The 19,334-nt window shown below is 38.5% G+C and carries 21 protein-coding genes and 1 riboswitch; of the genes, 13 read left to right on the forward strand and 8 right to left on the reverse strand.

The window, feature by feature from the left end:
• The first annotated feature begins 88 nt into the window (after positions 1-88).
• The 8 genes from AC1ECF_RS08500 to AC1ECF_RS08535 all read left to right on the forward strand — a co-directional run bounded on the left by AC1ECF_RS08500 (position 89) and on the right by AC1ECF_RS08535 (position 7,356).
• Entirely contained in the window at positions 89-1,057 is a 969-nt protein-coding gene (locus AC1ECF_RS08500; protein WP_480388979.1) for an ABC transporter substrate-binding protein, read from the forward strand.
• Between the two features lie 12 nt (positions 1,058-1,069).
• Complete coding sequence (locus tag AC1ECF_RS08505) at positions 1,070-2,077, forward strand: FecCD family ABC transporter permease (protein ID WP_480388980.1); 1,008 nt, start codon at positions 1,070-1,072, stop codon at positions 2,075-2,077.
• Positions 2,070-3,089: a FecCD family ABC transporter permease gene (locus AC1ECF_RS08510; RefSeq protein WP_480388981.1), complete on the forward strand. Its 1,020-nt coding sequence runs from the start codon at positions 2,070-2,072 to the stop codon at positions 3,087-3,089. The genes AC1ECF_RS08505 and AC1ECF_RS08510 overlap by 8 nt, the downstream gene beginning before the upstream one ends.
• Positions 3,090-3,101: 12 nt before the next feature.
• Entirely contained in the window at positions 3,102-3,902 is an 801-nt protein-coding gene (locus AC1ECF_RS08515) for an ABC transporter ATP-binding protein (RefSeq protein ID WP_480388982.1), read from the forward strand.
• Positions 3,903-4,670, forward strand: a complete 768-nt coding sequence (locus AC1ECF_RS08520; RefSeq protein ID WP_480388983.1) for an alpha/beta hydrolase — start codon at positions 3,903-3,905, stop codon at positions 4,668-4,670.
• Between the two features lie 115 nt (positions 4,671-4,785).
• A complete protein-coding gene (locus AC1ECF_RS08525) occupies positions 4,786-5,070 on the forward strand; it encodes a hypothetical protein (protein WP_480388984.1) in 285 nt (94 codons plus the stop codon).
• Positions 5,071-5,216: 146 nt separating this feature from the next.
• Complete coding sequence (locus AC1ECF_RS08530; RefSeq protein ID WP_480389069.1) at positions 5,217-6,806, forward strand: long-chain-fatty-acid--CoA ligase; 1,590 nt, start codon at positions 5,217-5,219, stop codon at positions 6,804-6,806.
• Positions 6,807-6,909: 103 nt separating this feature from the next.
• Positions 6,910-7,356, forward strand: a complete 447-nt coding sequence (locus tag AC1ECF_RS08535) for a GNAT family N-acetyltransferase (protein ID WP_480388985.1) — start codon at positions 6,910-6,912, stop codon at positions 7,354-7,356.
• A 477-nt stretch (positions 7,357-7,833) separates the two neighbouring features.
• On the opposite strand, the gene AC1ECF_RS08540 is transcribed toward AC1ECF_RS08535, so the two are convergent.
• The 4 genes from AC1ECF_RS08540 to AC1ECF_RS08555 all read right to left on the reverse strand — a co-directional run bounded on the left by AC1ECF_RS08540 (position 7,834) and on the right by AC1ECF_RS08555 (position 10,768).
• Positions 7,834-9,114 (reverse strand): hypothetical protein, encoded by a 1,281-nt coding sequence (locus AC1ECF_RS08540; RefSeq protein WP_480388986.1) that lies wholly within the window; start codon positions 9,112-9,114, stop codon positions 7,834-7,836.
• On the reverse strand, positions 9,101-9,613 hold the full coding sequence (locus AC1ECF_RS08545) for an RNA polymerase sigma factor (RefSeq protein ID WP_480388987.1): 513 nt from the start codon (positions 9,611-9,613) through the stop codon (positions 9,101-9,103). Before AC1ECF_RS08545 ends, AC1ECF_RS08540 begins: the two co-directional genes overlap by 14 nt.
• 248 nt (positions 9,614-9,861) lie before the next feature.
• Positions 9,862-10,173, reverse strand: a complete 312-nt coding sequence (locus AC1ECF_RS08550) for a phospholipase (protein WP_480388988.1) — start codon at positions 10,171-10,173, stop codon at positions 9,862-9,864.
• An 85-nt stretch (positions 10,174-10,258) separates the two neighbouring features.
• Positions 10,259-10,768 (reverse strand): helix-turn-helix domain-containing protein, encoded by a 510-nt coding sequence (locus AC1ECF_RS08555; RefSeq protein ID WP_480388989.1) that lies wholly within the window; start codon positions 10,766-10,768, stop codon positions 10,259-10,261.
• A 163-nt stretch (positions 10,769-10,931) separates the two neighbouring features.
• Here AC1ECF_RS08555 and AC1ECF_RS08560 point away from each other — a divergent pair, with 163 nt between their 5' ends.
• The 3 genes from AC1ECF_RS08560 (at position 10,932) to AC1ECF_RS08570 (ending at position 14,392) form a co-directional block, all read left to right on the forward strand.
• Positions 10,932-12,266: an MFS transporter gene (locus tag AC1ECF_RS08560; RefSeq protein ID WP_480388990.1), complete on the forward strand. Its 1,335-nt coding sequence runs from the start codon at positions 10,932-10,934 to the stop codon at positions 12,264-12,266.
• 61 nt (positions 12,267-12,327) lie between these two features.
• On the forward strand, positions 12,328-13,311 hold the full coding sequence (locus AC1ECF_RS08565) for an ornithine cyclodeaminase family protein (RefSeq protein ID WP_480388991.1): 984 nt from the start codon (positions 12,328-12,330) through the stop codon (positions 13,309-13,311).
• Between the two features lie 94 nt (positions 13,312-13,405).
• On the forward strand, positions 13,406-14,392 hold the full coding sequence (locus AC1ECF_RS08570; RefSeq protein WP_480388992.1) for a ring-cleaving dioxygenase: 987 nt from the start codon (positions 13,406-13,408) through the stop codon (positions 14,390-14,392).
• 357 nt (positions 14,393-14,749) lie between these two features.
• Here AC1ECF_RS08570 and AC1ECF_RS08575 read toward each other — a convergent pair whose 3' ends face one another.
• Both AC1ECF_RS08575 and AC1ECF_RS08580 read right to left on the reverse strand, forming a co-directional pair.
• Entirely contained in the window at positions 14,750-15,232 is a 483-nt protein-coding gene (locus tag AC1ECF_RS08575) for a QueT transporter family protein (protein WP_480388993.1), read from the reverse strand.
• A gap of 6 nt (positions 15,233-15,238) precedes the next feature.
• Positions 15,239-15,283, reverse strand: a riboswitch (PreQ1 riboswitch).
• Between the two features lie 121 nt (positions 15,284-15,404).
• Complete coding sequence (locus tag AC1ECF_RS08580) at positions 15,405-16,526, reverse strand: polysaccharide deacetylase family protein (protein WP_480388994.1); 1,122 nt, start codon at positions 16,524-16,526, stop codon at positions 15,405-15,407.
• A gap of 103 nt (positions 16,527-16,629) precedes the next feature.
• Between AC1ECF_RS08580 and AC1ECF_RS08585 the strand changes: the two genes are divergently transcribed.
• Together AC1ECF_RS08585 and AC1ECF_RS08590 are read left to right on the forward strand one after the other, a co-directional pair.
• A complete protein-coding gene (locus AC1ECF_RS08585) occupies positions 16,630-16,881 on the forward strand; it encodes a DUF3006 domain-containing protein (RefSeq protein WP_480388995.1) in 252 nt (83 codons plus the stop codon).
• Positions 16,882-17,508 (forward strand): NUDIX hydrolase, encoded by a 627-nt coding sequence (locus AC1ECF_RS08590; RefSeq protein ID WP_480388996.1) that lies wholly within the window; start codon positions 16,882-16,884, stop codon positions 17,506-17,508.
• A gap of 173 nt (positions 17,509-17,681) precedes the next feature.
• Here the strand turns inward: AC1ECF_RS08590 and AC1ECF_RS08595 are convergent, their stop codons facing one another.
• Together AC1ECF_RS08595 and dapF are read right to left on the reverse strand one after the other, a co-directional pair.
• On the reverse strand, positions 17,682-18,239 hold the full coding sequence (locus AC1ECF_RS08595; RefSeq protein ID WP_480388997.1) for a 3D domain-containing protein: 558 nt from the start codon (positions 18,237-18,239) through the stop codon (positions 17,682-17,684).
• Between the two features lie 182 nt (positions 18,240-18,421).
• Positions 18,422-19,276: a diaminopimelate epimerase gene (gene dapF, locus AC1ECF_RS08600; protein ID WP_480388998.1), complete on the reverse strand. Its 855-nt coding sequence runs from the start codon at positions 19,274-19,276 to the stop codon at positions 18,422-18,424.
• Positions 19,277-19,334: the final 58 nt, after the last annotated feature.

Here is a 19,334-nt window from a genome sequence, read left to right on the forward strand (position 1 = left end):
TAGTATTGAAATATAGTAAATTATCAATTAACATGATATTGATAATCATTATCATTCAATTGATATTAATTAAAAGGAGAGAGTAAAGGTGAAAGGTAAATACCGGTTGTTTGGAGTTTCGGTTTTATTGACCATCCTTCTTGCTGCATGTGGGGAAGAAGAAATGGCAGAAGTAGAAGTAAATACGGAAGCATCAGATATACAAAAACAAGAGGCAACAGAACAAACAATTACTTATTTAGGGACAGAGTATGTGTTACCAGCTGAGGTAAATAACATAGTAGCTGCAAGCTTGGAATCTATGGAGGACGCCGCAATTTTAGGGGTTAAGCCTGTCGGAGTTCTAGCGATTGCGGATGCGATTCCAGCTTATCTAGCGGAAGAATTAGAGGGTGCTTCTCTAGTAGGAGATAAATTCGCACCAAACAATGAGGCTATTTTAAAGCTGGATCCTGATGTAATTTTAGGCTCTTCGAAACATGGTGAAGAGGTAGTAACATCACTAAATAAAATACAGACGATGATTCCTTATTCACATGTATCTACGAACTGGAAAGAGAACTTATTGCTACTAGGCCAATTATCTGGTAAAGAAGCAGACGCAAATACTATTATTAATGATTACGAGACAAAGGCTTCAGAGGCAAAGGAACAGCTTAGTGAACAATTAAAGGATAAGACGGTGCTTGTATTACGGATGAGACAAGGAAGCCTCAATGTATATCCAGAAAACATCTATCTAAATCCAGTTTTGTATGAGGACCTGGGTTTAGCTGTACCAGATGTGGTAGCAAAAGCAGAGGCTCAATCTGAATTAGCATTAGAAGGGTTAGCGGATATAAACCCAGATTATATTTTCCTTCAGTACGAAACAACGGAGAATAAAGATAACCCAACAGCGTTAGATGAATTATTAGAAAATCCTATTTTTAAAAGTATTGAGGCTGCAAAAAATGACCATGTGTTTGTGAATGCAGTAGACCCACTAGCTCAGGGAGGAACAGCTTGGTCAAAGGTTAAATTCTTAGATGCTACAATTACAAATTTAACGAAGTAAAAGGTGCATACTATGGGTAAAAAAATTTCTGTCCCAGCAGTTATATTATGGTCCTCACCACTATTTATCATGCTGGTAATCATCTTATCTATTTTATATGGGGCAAAGGATATTAGTTTTATAACTGCTTGGCAGGCAATTTCCCAATTTGATGAGACAAATGTAGATCACCAAATAATTCGAACGTCCAGATTGCCGCGAGTAATCGCGGCTTTATTGGTTGGAGCATTTCTTGCGGTAGCTGGAGCAATGATGCAAGGAATCACACGTAATTATCTTGCCTCTCCATCTATCATGGGGGTCAATGATGGTTCTGCGTTTGTCATTACCCTTGCATTGGTATTCTTCCCTGGACTGCCAAACTCACAATTGATCATGCTATCTATGCTAGGCTCTGCAATAGGAGCAGGCTTAGTTTTTGGGTTTGGCTCTCTCATAAAGGGAGGACTGTCACCAGTTAAGTTAGCCATCATCGGCACAGTAATTGGTACGTTTCTTAGCAGTATTGCTTCTGCGATTGCCATGTACTATCAGGTTTCCCAAACAATTAGCATTTGGTATAACGCAAAAATACATAGTGTAAATCCGGATATGGTTCTTCTTGCTATTCCATTCGGAGGAATTGGTTTGGTTATCGCTCTTTTTCTTTCTAAATCTATCACCATTTCATCTCTTGGAGAGGATATTGCAGTTGGACTAGGACAAAAGACAAAATGGGTGAAGGCTGCAAGTATATTGGCAGTTGTCATGCTTACTGGAACTGCTGTAGCACTGGTCGGGAAGATAGCTTTCGTCGGATTGGTTATTCCCCACATTACTCGGTTTATCGTGGGGGTAGATTATCGTTTTATTATCCCATGCTCTGCGGTAATAGGTGCGGTGTTTCTTGCACTATGTGATGTCGCAAGTAGATTTATTAATTTTCCATTTGAAACACCGGTTGGGGTTGTAACTGCACTTATTGGTGTTCCTTTCTTTCTTTATTTGATTAGGACGAGAGGAGGGGCTAGTCGTGCATAACACACACACGCTGCGTTTTTGGACAGTATTCTTTTCTTTTATAGCTCTCTCTTTTCTTGCCTTTTATTTGCATATTACAAATGGTGCCTTTGATATGACGGTCTGGGAAGTAGTAAAAACATTATTGCGAATCGATCCTAATGACAAATTCGATTTAGTGATATTTGATTTTCGGTTACCAAGAATTGTGCTAGCTGGCTTGGTTGGAATTGGCTTAGGGATAGCGGGGGCAGTGATTCAGGGAGTAACGAGAAATGGCCTTGCCGATCCTGGGATTTTAGGAATCAACGCAGGAGCAGGGGCGGCAATCGTGATTTTTATGTTCTTTTTTCAAATGTCACCAAGCAGTACAAGTTATTCTGTCATGCTCATGCCGTTATTTGGTTTTGTAGGAGGATCACTGGCTGCTGCGATTATCTATCTGTTTGCTTGGCGAAATGGGATCTTAGATATGCAGCGTCTTATTCTCACAGGTATTGCAATCAGTAGTGGATTTGGAGCATTATCCCTATATATTTCACTAAAGATGAACGCCAATGATTATGAGATGGCAGCAGTCTGGCTTTCAGGAAGCATTTATAGCGCTAACTGGAATTATGTAATGACCATATTTCCTTGGGTATTTTTCTTAGGAGCTTTTATTTACCGAAAAGCACATCTCTTAGATTATCTACAGCTAGAGGAGATAACCGTCAAAAGCTTAGGGATTTCTATTGAAAAGGAGAAATCCATTCTTTTATTGTGTAGTGTAGGTATTGTGAGTGCGTGTGTATCGGTATCTGGTAGCATCGCGTTTATTGGATTAATGGCACCCCACATAGGGAAGCGATTAGTCGGTATCAGCCATCGATTTGTCATTCCGATTAGTGCAGTGGTTGGAATGTTTCTGCTGATTGTTTCGGATTATATAGCGAAAACTGTCTTTGAGCCATCTGAGCTGCCAATTGGAATTGTCGTATCCATTATTGGGATACCTTACTTTTTATATTTATTGATTAAATCAAAGGCGTAGGAGGGACACCTAATGGACGCACCTGTTTTAAGAGTAGAGCGGGTAAGCTCTGGATATGAAAATCATGTTGTTCTTCATGAGCTAAGTGTCTCTATTCAAAGAGGGAAAATAACGACGATAATTGGCCCAAATGGTTGTGGAAAGTCAACCTTACTAAAGACAATCGGGAGAATCCTTAAGCAAAGTAGCGGGAAGGTCTTTTTACAGGATCAGGATATGAAGCATATCTCCACGAAAGAAATAGCAAAGCAATTGGCCCTTCTGGCGCAAAGCTCAGAGGCACCTGGACAGCTAAAGGTTGAAGAGCTGATATCCTATGGAAGGTTTCCGCATCGTAAGAATATGGGGACTCTTTCTAAAAAGGATCAAGAGGTTATCGATTGGGCAATGGAGCTGACAAAAACAACTGCTTTCAAAAATAGAGAAATCAGTCAGCTATCAGGAGGACAAAGACAAAAGGTGTGGCTCGCAATGGCTCTAGCCCAAGAAACCGATATCCTGTTATTAGATGAGCCTACCACGTATTTAGATATGGCTCATCAGCTAGATGTGCTATCAATTGTAGAAGACTTGAATAGAAAACATGGCTGTACAGTAGTGATGGTTCTCCATGATATTAATCACGCGTCAAGATTTTCTCATGAGCTGATTGCAATGAAGGATGGTGTTATTGCGGCAATAGGTACCCCTCATGAAATACTATCAAAAGAAGTAATGAGACAAGTCTTTCATATTGATGCAAAAATCATGACGGATGAAGAATTAGGGGTCCCAGTTTGCTATGGCTATAATATGTTGAAGGGAGAACGCTAAATGGAGAACATTTTCTTAGAGAACACCGTTCAATGGAGCTATCCTTCCATTACAAATGGTTACGTATATGAGATAAAGATATCTTATCCCACGGGACAGGTACCAGAGGATGGTTATCCTGTCTATTACATACTTGATGGCTCGATGTATTTTCATCTAGCTAGAGAGGTAGTGAGACTCCAATCCAAAAATACGTTAAAAACCTCTATTTCCCAAGCTATTATCATAGGAGTTTGCCATCAAGGAAACGAACAAGAGATAGCTAGGAAAAGATTTTTTGATTTTACTCCCCCTGCTGACAGCTATGTCTATCCTGATAGATTAATGGGGAGAGATTTGGGACCTCATGGTGGAGCGGAAGGATTTTTAACCTTTCTTTTGGAGGAGCTCATGCCTAAAATAGAATCGATGTATCCTATCAATAAGAAAAAGAAGGCATTGTTCGGTCACTCTTTAAGTGGATTGTTTACTGTCTGGGCTATGTTGACGAAGCCAAATCTCTTTAGACATTACCTAGCCATCAGTCCGTCTATCTGGTGGAACAATAGAGAATTATTACGATTTGCACAGTCATATGGGGGTAGTATGACGAATCTGTTTATGGCAGTGGGTAGTGAAGAATATTATATTCTGGATGATGCGAAAGAATTAAATTTCATTCTAAAAAATAAACACAATGTGGAATTACATATTGCTGAAGATGAAAACCATGCTTCCGTTGTACCTACAACACTAAGTAGAGCGTTTCGTTTTATAGGAAAGAATTAAGGCAGAGATATCTCTGCTTTTTTATTTTCAAAGGCTGTTTTCTAAAATAATGTTGTTATTTAACAAACAAGGAAAATATATATTATGATTATAATAAATGGTAAGAAGGTGTATTATGGAATTTATCGAGTCGATAGACCCCTTTTTAATGCAGTTGTTCATTGTCCCACTTATAGTAATTGGATTAGGTCTTTTAGCATCTATTCTTACTAAAAAGGTGTTTATTGCACCTTTGATAACATTATTATTAAATATTTTATTTGAAACTTGGCGTTCGAAATACTATTTTCAAATAAACGAAATCAATTACTCATCTTGGAATATTATTTTCCCAGTAATCTCATTAGTGTTTTCTTGGATAGTAGTGTCCTTTCTGAAACAGGAAAGCAAACAAAATTAGACAGATCGAGACCGTTTTGATAATTGAAAATATTCGGTTATTTATTTAGAATGAATTAAAGCGCTTCCAATGAGCTAGGAGTCTTTGGGCAAGTGAGCATAAGAACGTTTCTACCGGAATATATACATGGAAAAGGAGCTGGTCAAATGTTTTCACCGTTAACGCCGCTAGATTGGAAAAGAAGAGCCATTAAGTATTATCCAGATAAGCTTGCTGTAATTGATGAAGAAAAGAGATTCACGTATAAGGAATTTGGGGAGCGGGCAGACAGGCTTTCCTATGCATTAGCTGCAGCAGGTATTCAGGAAGGGGATCACGTTGCTGTAATGCTACCAAACACGCATTATATGCTGGAGTGCTTTTATGGAATATGTCAGCTTGGCGCGGTGATGGTACCTTTAAATTACCGATTATCTGCAGATGACTTAGAATATATTATCAAGCATAGTGACTCCAAGATGCTTATAGTGGATGAAGAATTTAGTAAGCCAATCGAGAAAATTAAGGACAATCTTCCGTTTAGTCAACTAGTAGTAGTGGAGGTAGAAGGTTGTACCAATAACCTGAACGGAGTAGCTTATGAGGGATTTGTTGGTGCAGAGAACGAGGCAGTTCCCTTTCCTGAAATAGATGAAAATCAATTAATAACGATAAATTATACAAGCGGTACTACTTCCAAGCCAAAGGGAGTTATGCTAACTCATCGAGGTAATTATTTAAATGCCGCTAATATTATGCACCATTTAAGCATCCAACATGATGATGTCTACCTACATACTCTACCAATGTTCCATGCGAATGGATGGGGTGGCGTTTGGGCCATTACTGCAGCCGGTGCAACCCATGTATGCTTACGGAAGGTAGACCCACCACTTATCATCGATCTGTTTGATAAGCATAAGATTACCCTGTTATGTGGTGCGCCAACAGTTGTGAATATGCTCGTAAATGAACCAAAGGCGAAGGAAGTAAAAATTACAACGAATCCACGTATGGCTACAGCAGGAGCACCTCCAGCGGCAGCTTTAATTGCCAAAGCACAGTCTGTCCTTGGTTTAAAAATGATGCACGTATACGGACTAACCGAAACTTCTCCGTTTATCTTATATTGTGAGTGGAAGCAAGAGTTTGATAGTCTCTCACCAGAAGAGCAAGCTACTATCAAGGCAAGACAAGGAATCGAGCTTGCCTTCAACGGGGAAACAAAGGTAGTTAGCCAAGAGGATGGAAAAGAAGTTGCTTGGAATGGGAAGGAGCTTGGAGAAATTATCACTCGTGGAAACGTGGTTATGAAGGGCTATTATAAGGATCCGGAAAAAACAGCAGAGGCAATCCGCGATGGCTGGTTCTATACAGGAGATCTAGCAGTGACACATCCGGATGGCTATATTGAAATTCAGGATCGAATAAAAGATATGATCATCTCAGGTGGAGAAAATATCTCTTCCACAGAGATAGAGGGAGTTCTTTACAAGCATCCAGCTATATTAGAGGTGGCAGTTATTGCTGTTCCAGACGAGAAGTGGGGAGAGGTACCGAAGGCAATTATCGTAAGACAGCCAGGTCAGGAAGTGTCGGAGCCGGAGCTTATTGAATACTGTCGCTCTAATATGGCACATTTTAAAGCACCAAAATCAATTGAATTCGTCGAGGCCCTTCCTAAAACTGCGACTGGAAAGCTACAAAAATTCCGTTTACGTGAAATGTATTGGAAAGGAAATAAGAAAGTGAATTAGTTTGTAGGGAGTTCTCCAAGAGTAGGGAGAACTCTTTTTTTATTAAGTAAAGATTTAGTTCCTATGTCTGGTAAACTGAATATAGACTAAGGGGGAATAAGAGATGAAACTAGTAGATATAACAAAGGATAACTGGCTAAAGACAGTGCTGCTAACGACCAACGAAAATGGCAAGGCCACGGTGATTGAAGAATTTGTCGCATCCAACGCCTTATCCATCGTGCAATCCATGTTTGAGACAGGATGGATCACGAAAGGTATAGAAGTAGAAGGCAAGCTAATCGGCTTTGCTATGTATGGGTTTGATGAAGAGACGTCTAATTATTGGATCTGTCGTTTAATGATTGACCATACAGCCCAAGGAAAAGGATATGGGAAAAAAGCGATTGGATTAATCCTTGAGGAAATAAAACAAATGGAAGGCTGCGATGCTATCTATCTTTCCACTGAGCCAGAGAATGAGAAAGCTATCAAACTATACGAGAGCTTTGGGTTTGTAAAGACCGGACAGATTAATGAAGGCGAAGCAGAGATGGTGTTGCAGCTATAAGTGTGAGGGGAAAAGGGCTTAGCGGCTCTTTTTTTATTGGATTTAGATGGAGAGGGTGGAGAAAGTCGTAAAATTTGGGCTCAATGTCGTAAAAACAGTAGAGTAAGTCGTAAAAAACTGCTGCCAAGTCGTAGTTCTGGTCTTTGGTCTAAAGAATATCGTAAAATTGTGGCTTGAAGTTGTAAAAACAGTAGAGAAAGTCGTAAAAATGAGCTCCTAAGTCGTAATTATTTTTCCAGGAGAAAAATGTTGTAAAAAGAGAAGGAAATGTTGTAAAAACAAAGGGGAATGTTGTAAAAATAACCATTAATGTTGTAATTTTATTTACTGATACAAATAATGTTGTAAAAAAAGGAGGTAATGTTGTAAAAATCAGCGAGAATGTTATAAAAACAAGCGAGAATGTTGTAAAACCCTTTAAGGTCTTAATTAATGACTAGTAAACAAAAAACCAACCGAAGTTGGTTTTTAAGAACTTTATTCCCCTGAAGTTAGATAGGCATCAAAGTTTTCAATCTTATCATACAACTCTACTCCACCACCGTCTTTAATTCCATTATAATTTCCTATTTTACCTGGTTCCTTTTCAGAGAATATAAATTCTTCTCTTAAGGTATGGAAGACTTGCTGCCCCTTGTTATTGGTTAAGGATACCTCTATGATTGGTCGATAGATGTTCGGATAGTTTTCGTCCTGCTTAACCGTAACCTTTTCTAATTTCATATGTAAGCTATTGGTTAGTAGCCGGGCTTGATATTGGAATAATAAATTTGTGCCAAGGAAGCTTTCGAATTTTTCTTTCCTAATATATTCACCAAAACTTGCCTCATAATAATTCATTAAGGCTTTATATTCCTCTGAATTTAGAAGCACATCATAATCCTCTTGGCTTTCAACAACTGTTTCGCTTTGTAGGGTCATCCATTCATCTAGCAGCCGCTCATATTCCATATCAGGTCCATTGTATTGTTTTTCAAGAAAGCCCATAATTGCTTCTTCATTGGAAAGTGCCTCTGTAGATTGGTCTTCTTGAGAAAGGTATGCATCAAAGTTCTTGATCTTCTCATCAAGTTCTAGTGAACCTCCATTTATTCCATTATTATATCTTCCAATTTTATTAACTTCTTCACTAGAGAATATGAATTCATCTCTCATTGTATGGGAAATTTCCTGCCCCTTCCTATTAGTTAGGGATACCTCAATGATAGTCCTGTATATATTTGGATGAACTTTATCCTGCTCCATCGTAACTTTTTCTAAATTCATTTGTAACTCTCTATCTATAAGCAGGTATTGGTATCGGAAAAGTAAGTTTGTATTTATAAAGTCTAACAGTTTATCCCCCACAATGTATTCTTCAAATATATTTTCAATATATTTCATAAAGTTTGTATCCTCTTTTGATTTCTCTTGTTTTTCTTCTAAACTATTGCTTTCTAGTTTCAACCAATTTTTATACAGTTTTTCAAATTCAACATCAGGCCCATTATATTGCTTCTCCAGGAATCCCATAATCACTTCTTCCCTCGAAAGTGTATCACTTGTTTGCTCTGTTTCAGTAGGGAGTAGGTAAGTGACAAGTAAGAAGGAGGCAATTGCAATGAGAGCTAAAGAGATAACTGCCGGGAAAACTTTTCTTCTCTTAGGTTTGTTTATTTTTCCTTTTAATGCGAGCCAGCTGTTCTCTCGGGCCTTTAAAGACCTATCTACCTGTTTCATTTCTCCGAAAAGCTTATCGAATTCTTCATTCGGTTTCATTGTCTTCACTCCTTCCTTTATGAAACTCTTTTTTCAAGGCATCTAATGCCCGACCTGATTTCATTTTTACCTTAGCCTCTGTCCACCCTAGGATAAAGGAAGTTTCCTGAATGGAGCATTCCTGAATTTTACGAAGAAGCAAAACCTCTTGATAATCCTTCTTTAATTTGCTCATAGAGGTGTACATTCGAGCAAGCTCCTCATTTTTTTCTGCATGACTTTCTGGTGAGATTTCTTCTGTATCGTAGTCATGCTCTTTTTCAAAGCTAAAGAATTGGATTACTTTTTTCCTTCGAAAATAATCGTATGTTATATTTCTGGCTATCTTTAATAACCAAGTTGGAATGGAAGATTGTTGGTTAAAGTTATCGTAACCCTTATAGGCCTTATAAAATGTTTCTTGTGTCAGGTCCTCTGCCGTTTGTTTATGGCGAACGAGCATCCATATGTAGCTGTATACTCTGTCGCTGTGCTCTCTATATAGCTGTTCCATCTCCATCTTTTACCCCCCTTGCCCTTATAGACGAAGTTAAATCTATAAAGTATCGCATTTATTTTACCTTTTTAGTATTTTTTGTCATTTTATCACAAAAAAGGGCCCGTCTGAAAAATCATTTTGAGACGGGGCCTTTGCGACGAGGATGGTGGCATTTTAATGCGACCACCACAGGAGCAATGCTACATAGCATAGATATCTGTTAAAGAAGGAAAAGGGTGTCCCATAAGTAAAAAACTTATGGGACACCCTCAATAACGACGGCGATTATTAAAATTGCTGCAAGTAAAGGCAGTTTGAAGCCTCATATAGTTTGCGACTAAGCGGGCGTGTCTTCCGACGTCTGTGCGAGGATTTATAAGAGGATAAAGCCGATGAAGAAATTCACGATCACATTCACATCTGCTTCTACCACTATCGTAGCATCTGTCATGCATTCTACATGCAGCGTCTAATTCATTTACAGGAGGGCCGGGTCCGCTACAACCAGGGCCGCACCAGTTATAGCCAGGTAAAAGGCAAAAACGTGGACCTCTCCTTTTTCTGTGTGGCAAGCTCAACACTTCCTTGATTAATTGGATAATCTATAGGTTATGCAAGTTGTCCACTTATCCTATATACAAGCACCTACTCTAGAAAAATAAAATACTAATTAGAGGTAACCACTAAAAAACGAACTGGCTTGTCGGTTAAGTTATACCAGTAGTGAGGCTTGGTTGCGTCAAACATTTTAGATTGTTGTGCTCCTAACTGTTCTTTCTTGCCATCTATTAAAATGGTAAGTATTCCTTCCACTACAAAAATAAACTCATGTCCATTATGTGCAAACGCATTTCCTTCATTTTCACCTGGCTGTAGCGTAACAAGGATTGGAGAAAAGCTGCTGTCGTGTATACCATACGAGAGATCCTGATAAAAAAATTGTTGTTTTATTACTTCTAGGTTGTCATTTGAAGGCCCTTCCGGGAAAAATACAGCAGGATTTACTTGTAAGGCATCTGCAATTTTCCTTAACGATTCTAATGTAACACTAGATTTCCCATTTTCTACTTGGGATAGAAAGCTGATCGATACGCTTGTCTTTTCTGCTAGTTCCTTTAAGGTCATTTTCTTTTCTTTTCTTATTGTCTTTAAGACAGTTCCAATCGTAGATGACATATAATATACTCCCCGTTGCTTCATTCGTTATATCTATCATACCGAGAAAATTAAAAACCCTCAATGTTGCTAAATAAAAAATATTGACAGAATATTTTTATATCAATAAAATAGCTACATGGGGATTTAAGTGTCACTTCAATTTTAGATAAGGGGAGATTTTATGAATGCAAAGCAAATGAGAAAAGTGTGGATTGCTAGTCTTGTAGGTAGCTCTATTGAATGGTTTGATTATTTTCTTTATGGAACAGTTGCAGCACTTGTATTTAATCAATTATTTTTCGTGACAGAAGATCCGACTGTTGGGCTGCTGCTTGCATATGCAACATTTGCTTTATCCTTTTTTATTCGTCCATTTGGCGGTATTATATTCAGCCATATTGGAGATAAGATTGGACGTAAGCAGACACTTGTATTGACATTAAGCTTAATGGGAGTTGCTACCTTAGGGATGGGGTTATTACCAACCTATCAAGCAATCGGAATATGGGCTCCTATTCTTTTGATTACGCTTCGTCTAATTCAAGGACTTGGAATAGGTGGAGAGTGGGGAGGAGCGCTCTTACTTGCTGTAGAATATGCACCTAAAGAAAAACGAGGACTTTATGGGTCGATTCCTCAAATGGGCGTAACAATTGGGATGGTATTAGGTACAGTGGCGTTATCTATCATGTCGCTCTTGCCAGAAGGTTCATTTATGACTTGGGGCTGGCGAGTTCCATTTATCATGAGTGCCTTACTTGTAATTTTTGGTCTGTGGATTCGAAAAGGAATAGATGAGACACCATCCTTTAAAAAAGTGCAGGAATCTGGAGATATACCAAAGTTGCCTCTGGCTGCTACGCTTAAATATCATTGGCGTGAGGTGTTAATTGCAATAGGTGCAAAGGTGGTAGAAACAGCACCATTCTATATCTTTGGGACGTTTATCGTCTCTTATGCGACTTCGACTTTAGGATTTTCTAGAACAGTAACGTTAAACACAGTCACTGTTGCAACCATTGTAACTACCATTCTAATTCCGATTATGGGGGCGCTATCTGATAGAGTTGGGCGAAAAAAGGTGTATGTAGCTGGATCTGTTGGGATGATCTTATTTGCATTCCCATATTTTTGGATGCTCCAACAACAATCTGTTGTACTTTTAGTCATTGCGACTATTATCGGGCTTGGTGTTATTTGGGCTCCTATAACAGCAGTTCTTGGAACAATGTTTTCGGAGATTTTTGATGCCAAGGTCAGGTATACCGGGATAACGCTAGGGTATCAAATTGGTGCAGCTTTGGCTGGAGGTACAGCACCACTTGTAGCTACAAGCTTAATGCTGCAATTTAACGACTCCTATGTACCCGTTGCTTGCTATATTATCTTTACTGCCATAGTATCTCTGCTTGCAATATGGGCTGTGAAAGAACGGAGCCAACAAGATTTGGATAATGTATCTATGGAGGATAACCATAACAAGCTGAAGAATAGTTCTAAGCTGAGTGAAGTATAAATAAAAAATGGAACTCGTCTCATGCAAAAAGCAAGACGGGTTCTTTTTATAGGAGGACATCATGTTAGTCATCAATGAAAAAGAAATTATGAGTTTCTATCATATGAAAAATGCAATTGCCGATATCGAGCAAGTACTAAAAGCGAAGGAGAAGGAGCAAATACTGAATCCACATCGAACGGTAATTGAGTTTCCGCAGTATAACGCTTCCTCTCTTTATATGCCAAGCGCAGATTTAGTAAGCGAGGTAGCAGCAGTAAAGGTTGTAACCATTTTTCCGAATAATCCATCCCAAGGCAAGCCTACTACACAAGGGGTTGTATTAATTTCTGATGCACAAAACGGGGAACATCTCGCTTTTATGAATGCTTCTTATTTAACGAGACTTCGAACAGGTGCATTAAGTGGAATTGCAACCAATTATCTTGCTCGTAAGGATGCAAAGGTTTTAACCGTTATCGGAACTGGCGCTATGGCATTTGAACAGGTGCTAGGAATTCTAGAAGTACGTTCTATGGAACAAATTATATTAATTAATAGAAATGTATCAAAGGCTTACGAATTCAAAGAAAAACTCCAAAATTTCGGGATCAATATTCCTATTGAAGTATCAGAAGATGTGAGATGGGCGGTAAGACGAGCAGATATTATCTGTTGTGCGACACGCTCACAAGAACCCGTTTTCATAGGCGAGGATTTAAAGGAGGGTGTTCATATAAACGGTGTTGGCTCGTATCTTCCTCATATGAGAGAAGTAGATGAAATAACCGTTTCAAGAGCATCAAAGATTGTTGTTGATGATGCAGAGGGAGTAAAGGTGGAAGCAGGAGAACTGATACATGCACAAAACCAGAGTATTTGGTCTTTCCAACAGATACATAGTGAAGTTGGAAAGCTGGTTACAGGGGAACGAGCAGGCCGTGAAAATGACAAGGAAATAACCTTTTTTAAATCAGTTGGAGCTGCTTATTTTGATTTGGCAGTAGCCCAAGGGGTTTATAAGCAAGCTATTAATAAAGATTTTGGTATACAGGTTGATGTCTAATCGAAAGGCTACCTTCTTTGACTGTCTAAATAGTTCATGATAAAATTATCTCGAATTAAAGATATTTGAGTGAGAGACAAATAGGAGGAGCGACATGAATCATTTAAAGGGGATCCACCATGTAACAGCGATTACTAGCAGTGCTGAAGAAAATTATAAATTTTTTACGTATGTTTTAGGTATGCGTCTAGTGAAGAAAACAGTAAACCAGGATGATATTCAAACCTACCATTTGTTCTTTGCAGATGATGTAGGTGGAGCGGGAACGGATATGACGTTCTTTGATTTTCCAGGAATCCCAAAAGGGACACATGGAACAGATGAAATCTACAAAACGGGTTTTCGTGTACCAAGTGATGCTGCGTTAGAATACTGGGTGAAACGCTTTGATAAATTTCAGGTGAAGCATACAGGAATTCAGGAGCAATTTGGTAAAAAGGTTCTCTCCTTTGTAGACTTTGATGATCAACAATACCAGCTTGTTTCTGATGAGAACAATGAAGGAATAGCAGCCGGAACTCCTTGGCAAAAAGGACCGGTTCCATTAGAATATGCTATTACAGGTCTAGGTCCAATTCATATTCGTATTGCTCAGTTTGACTATATGAAAGAAGTATTGGAGAAGGTTTTATTATTTAAAGAGATTGCTCAGGATGGGGCGTTACATCTCTTTGAAGTAGGAGAAGGAGGAAACGGGGCACAGGTAATCGTCGAGAAAAATGTCGTATTACCACCGGGGCGTCAAGGCTTTGGTACAGTTCATCATGCAGCGTTTCGAGTAGAGGATAGGACCGTTCTAGATGAATGGACTGCCAGAATGGAAAGCTTTGGCTTCAGCACATCTGGCTTTGTCGATCGCTTCTTCTTCCAATCCTTGTACGCTCGTGTAGCTAATGGCATACTTTTTGAGTTTGCTACAGATGGTCCAGGCTTCATGGGTGACGAGCCATATGAAACCCTAGGAGAAAAATTATCTCTTCCTCCATTTTTAGAAAACAAACGTGAACATATTGAAAGCTTGGTAAGACCGATTGGCACTGTGCGAAGTACCCTAGAATTTGAAAAAGAATACTTGGATTGAAGCTTCGCTGAAAGCAGTAGATCCCTCCTTTTTAAGTCGAAATTAATTTTAGTAGGAAACACTTATTGGTTCGGAGCAGCGCCGGCGACTCCTGCGTCCGACGCAGCGGAGAACCATGAGGTACTAAAAAAGCCCTTATGATTCTATCATCTGATAAGAATCATAAGGGCTTCTCATTTAATTTTTTCCGGTCAACATTTATTTTATCCCGCATTAAGGGACAGTAAGACTCCCACTTCAAGATGGCAAAAGAAATGAGACAGCTAAGTGGGAGGTCAACTGTCCCTAAAAGCCCGATTGGTTCAACTAATGATTGGTGGGGGATGAAAGAATACCCCCACCAATCAAAGTTTCACTTTATATTAAATCTTTAAATTGAACTCTCTTGTTTAAAGCCATCATTATTGGAATACCCACTGCAAGTACAACGAATTCCCCAATTGCACACGTGTAATAGGTGTATAGGAAAGGTAGTTCCAATGTAAGATGAAGCTCGAACGCAATAATAAACATCGTAAAGGTAAATAGCAATGTATTTAAAACCATATGAGTCAATTGGTTTTTCACAAATTTACCTATTAGTATACTGATAGATAACGTCAAAACGGAATGTCCGACCCCAAATGTTAGATCATATAACCCTAACGGGGAGAAGAGATTCGTGATAAATACACCAAGCACAATACCAAAGAAATACTTCTTGTTAAAGATAATTAGGTGGTTAAACATTTCGGCAATCCTAAATTGGACCGCACCGAAAGCGAAGGGCGCCACCAAAAGCGAAACAGCAATATAAAGTGCTGCGATGATTCCGCTTGTCGCCATCGTTTTAATTTTCATATTCATTTCTCCTTAGTTTTTTTACGTGGGAGGTTCTCGAACCACGTTATTTCTAGAAAAGGAAGAGGTCTTTTCTCCAATTCTAGTTTCCTTTTAACAAAAGATAATATTATGCTATGAAAATAACGATGTCAAGGTCATTGCTGTAAATTTTATAAAATAGGGCAAAAATTTACAAAGAAGAATCCTTTAAGAAGTTTTGAATAACATGTTCTTTGGGATTATAGCTTTTTAGTCGATACCCTTCCTTTTCAATCCACTCTATAATCGTCGGAAGTGCAAGAGTCGTTTGACTACGATCGTGTAGAAGGACAACGATGTCTTTGTCTCCCGTTTTATATGCATTTATTATTCCCTCTTGTACATTACGTACAATTTGTTGCGCCTCTTTATCCTTGTATCTCCAGTCGTTCGAATCTACATCCCAATCCCATAGTTTATATCCAGCATTTTTTATTTCATTTTTGATTGATTTGGTTACATGGGGAACACTTCCATATGGAACTCTTATAAGCTTGGCATCCATGAGAGTCATTTCTTTAATTAGTTTAGTTCCGGCATTTATTTCATTGATAAAAGCTTTGGCATCCTTGTATACTTTCTTTTTATCATGCGTCATACTGTGAGTACCGATATAATGGCCGCTATCAGCCGTCGCTTGAACAATTTTCTCATTTCCAAGCATGTTATTACCTAAAAAGAAAAAGGTGGCTTTTACCTTATACTTTTTTAATATATCTAAGTTAGCGACTGTATATTTATTTGGACCATCATCAAAGGTTAGATAAACATTGGCTTTTTTAGCCGAAGATTTGTTTTTTTTAATCTTGCTTTGGAGTAGTTTTTCAAAATCGATATGTGACATAGAGGGATAGCTATCTCGGAAAATCCGTAGAGTCTTGTAATTTGGGAAGTATTTAATGTTAAATCCCAGCTCCTTCGCAAGGAATTTAACACTAATATAGAGCTTGCCATCTACATTTGTAATTGGAGACCATTTAATTTGCTTCCCATCTAGATATGTTTTTTCGCTAGATGGATAATATATAAAAACCTTTTTATATTTCTTAATGATGGTATTCCCATTAACTGTATATGGCTCTAAGTAAAGATACTTAGAGATTTCATCAAGCGGGACCTTTGTGTCGTTGTGAATAACTTGGACATCAGAAAAATCTATTAGTTTATCGTGAAGAGCTACGTTACGCTCTAGTTCCTCTGCTTGTACAGTGGAGGTTGAATAAATAAGGATGCTAATAAGTGCAGAAAAAAGAAAGAATAAATTTTTTTTCATATGTATCTCCTTTTCATATTAATCGTCCTATTATGTATACTCAGCCTGGACAAGGCTTAGAAGTGAATTGGAGAACAATAAAACAGAGATAGGAGAGATAAGCGTGAAGTACACGTTGGACCGGTTTGAGGAAGGCTTCGCAGTATTTTTGAAATTTCCCGAGGAAGAGGAGCAGCTTTTAATTGATAAGAGAGAAATAGAGGCGGAATTAAAAGAGGGAGATATCGTTGAAATAAACAAATCGGAAGGTAATTACGATATAAAAATACTAGAGCAGGAAACGGCTAATCAAAAGAAAAGAATTGAAGATTTAATAGAGAAGTTAACGAAAAAAAATAATATCGGAGAAGATTAAGTGGAGCTGCTAAAAATTTTTGATGAGAATCAATCTCCAATTGGAATAGCTACGAGGGAAGAGGTCCATCAGCAAGGTCTTTGGCACGAGACCTTTTCCTGCTGGTTCGTTGGATTAGAGAAGGGAAGTTGGATGATTTATTTACAGCTTCGAAGTGACCAAAAAGAGAACTATCCTGGTCTGTTGGATATAACAGCAGCAGGTCATCTCCTTGCTGACGAAACTGTAAAAGATGGAATTCGAGAAGTGAAGGAAGAGCTTGGGATAGACCTTTACTTTGAGGACCTTGATTCCCTGGGAGTAATCCCTACGACAATTTCTTCTGATAAACAGATAGATAGAGAATTCATTCATACATATTTATATAGATACGAGGCTTCTTTAGAGGATTTCCGTCTCCAAGAAGAAGAGGTTTCGGGAATAGTGAAGGGTAGTTTTTCGGACTTTGAGGCGTTATTTCTTGATAAGCGTCGGGTTATGGGGGTAGAAGGCATACTCTATATGGAGGGAAATCGAATCTCTATTAGCAGGATGGTAGAGAGAAAGGATTTTGTTCCTCATGAGATGAGTTATTATAAGCGAGTTATCTGTGGAATAAAAGAATACATCAGTAAAATAGATTCATGACCATCAAAAAAGGGGCCGTCTGAAAAGCCATTTTGAGACGGTCCCATTGCTCCTGCGGTGGTGGCATTTTGATGCGACCACCGCAGGAGCAATGCTACATAGCGCAGATATCTGTCAAAGAAGGAAGGGGGTGTCCCATAAGTTTTTTACTTATGGGACACCCCCTACTTAGATTATTCTAGTATTTTAATGGTTACTTTTTTACGACCCCATTTATAAGCTTCCGTCTTTGATGGGAAGAAAACATCGATTTTATTTCCTTTAATAGCTCCTCCCGTATCAGCAGCTATTGCGTATCCATAGCCTTCCACATATACCTTTGTACCAAGTGGGATGACATCTGGATCTACAGCAATTACTTTAACGTCAGGATTCTTTTTTAAATTTATACCGGTAGTGGTGATACCAGAGCAGCCATTACAATTAGCTGTGAAGGCACTTGCTGAAACAACAAATTCCTTTTCAACCTTATTATTTGAACGTGATGGTTTTTTCTTCGATGTTTTTTTAGAGCTTGCTACAAGTGTAAGCTTTTGGTTAACTTTAATCTTGTCTGATTTTAAATTATTCCATGATTTCAATTTGTTTACTGATATTTTGTACGTTTTGGAGATGCTATATAATGTCTCTCCTTTTTCTACTGTATGAGTAGTAGTTGCGGCATTCGCAATGTTTACTCCGCTGACCAATAATGCAATTGTCATGATAAGTGTGCCTAAGATTTTCTTCAAAATACACTATCCCCCTGCTATTTAGTCTAATTATATAGTAACAGTTGAATATTACAGAATTATTACACAATATTTCCAGTATCATTACATTTCGATTATAAACTGGTAGATACCTTAGTTTCTTTATATATTATTAAGAATAAAGACCCTTAAATCATTTTGTGATTTGAGGGTCTTAAGTCTTATGTATTATTCCAGCTATACACACCATCAAAAACGGTAGTGGCTGGTCCGGTCATATACACCGTATCATCTGTGTAACGGATGATAAGATCTCCACCAAGTAGCTTCACTGTAACATCTGTGTTCTTATCACAGTAGCCATTTAGAACAGCTGCTACTACAGAGGCACATGCTCCTGTACCACATGCCCAAGTTTCTCCGCTTCCACGCTCCCATACACGCATTCGTAAGGAGGTCTTATTCTCTACTTGTATAAATTCAGTATTCACTCCCTCGGGAAAGAGAGGATGCTGTTCAAATAAAGGTCCGATTTTCGGTAAGTCGAGAGAGTAGATGTCTTCACAAAACAGTACGCAATGTGGATTGCCCATAGATACTGGAGTAATAGAATATGTTTTTCCTTCCACATTTATCGCCTGGTTGATGAAAGGCTCAACTCCTTCAACGCTCATGGGAATATCCTTTGGCTCTAAGATCGGCTTGCCCATATCTACTGTGGCAGTTTGCACGTCCCCATTTGCTACTGTTAAATCGATTGTTTTTATACCGCTAAGCGTTTCAATAGTGAGTGTCTCTTTTCGTACAATATTACGGTCATACACATACTTGGCAACACATCGAATCGCATTCCCACACATTTTTCCTTCACTGCCGTCTGTGTTAAACATTCTCATTTTTGCATCAGCAATTTCAGAAGGGCAAATTAAAACAAGGCCATCACTCCCAATCCCAAATCGACGATCAGACATGGCTTTGCTTAGCTCTTTTGGATGTTGAATATCCGTCTCAAAGCAATTTATATATATGTAATCATTTCCACAACCGTGCATTTTGGTAAAGGGAATATTCATCAAGCAGACCTTCTTCCAAGTTTTGAATAATATACTTATTACACATTTTACTAAAATATGG

The sequence above is a fragment of the Psychrobacillus sp. Z3-81 genome (assembly GCF_056620325.1).

Bases quoted from the DNA above. Each gene is read 5' to 3' on its own strand.
- AC1ECF_RS08515 (WP_480388982.1), top strand. From the start codon at position 3,102: ATGGACGCACCTGTTTTAAGAGTAGAGCGGGTAAGCTCTGGATATGAA.
- AC1ECF_RS08545 (WP_480388987.1), bottom strand. From the start codon at position 9,613: ATGGAGATGGAACAGCTATATAGAGAGCACAGCGACAGAGTATACAGC.
- AC1ECF_RS08580 (WP_480388994.1), bottom strand. From the start codon at position 16,526: ATGAAAAAAAATTTATTCTTTCTTTTTTCTGCACTTATTAGCATCCTT.
- AC1ECF_RS08560 (WP_480388990.1), top strand. From the start codon at position 10,932: ATGAATGCAAAGCAAATGAGAAAAGTGTGGATTGCTAGTCTTGTAGGT.
- AC1ECF_RS08570 (WP_480388992.1), top strand. From the start codon at position 13,406: ATGAATCATTTAAAGGGGATCCACCATGTAACAGCGATTACTAGCAGT.
- AC1ECF_RS08565 (WP_480388991.1), top strand. From the start codon at position 12,328: ATGTTAGTCATCAATGAAAAAGAAATTATGAGTTTCTATCATATGAAA.
- AC1ECF_RS08575 (WP_480388993.1), bottom strand. From the start codon at position 15,232: ATGAAAATTAAAACGATGGCGACAAGCGGAATCATCGCAGCACTTTAT.
- AC1ECF_RS08520 (WP_480388983.1), top strand. From the start codon at position 3,903: ATGGAGAACATTTTCTTAGAGAACACCGTTCAATGGAGCTATCCTTCC.
- AC1ECF_RS08530 (WP_480389069.1), top strand. From the start codon at position 5,217: ATGTTTTCACCGTTAACGCCGCTAGATTGGAAAAGAAGAGCCATTAAG.
- AC1ECF_RS08535 (WP_480388985.1), top strand. From the start codon at position 6,910: ATGAAACTAGTAGATATAACAAAGGATAACTGGCTAAAGACAGTGCTG.
- AC1ECF_RS08505 (WP_480388980.1), top strand. From the start codon at position 1,070: ATGGGTAAAAAAATTTCTGTCCCAGCAGTTATATTATGGTCCTCACCA.
- AC1ECF_RS08555 (WP_480388989.1), bottom strand. From the start codon at position 10,768: ATGTCATCTACGATTGGAACTGTCTTAAAGACAATAAGAAAAGAAAAG.
- AC1ECF_RS08540 (WP_480388986.1), bottom strand. From the start codon at position 9,114: ATGAAACCGAATGAAGAATTCGATAAGCTTTTCGGAGAAATGAAACAG.
- AC1ECF_RS08525 (WP_480388984.1), top strand. From the start codon at position 4,786: ATGGAATTTATCGAGTCGATAGACCCCTTTTTAATGCAGTTGTTCATT.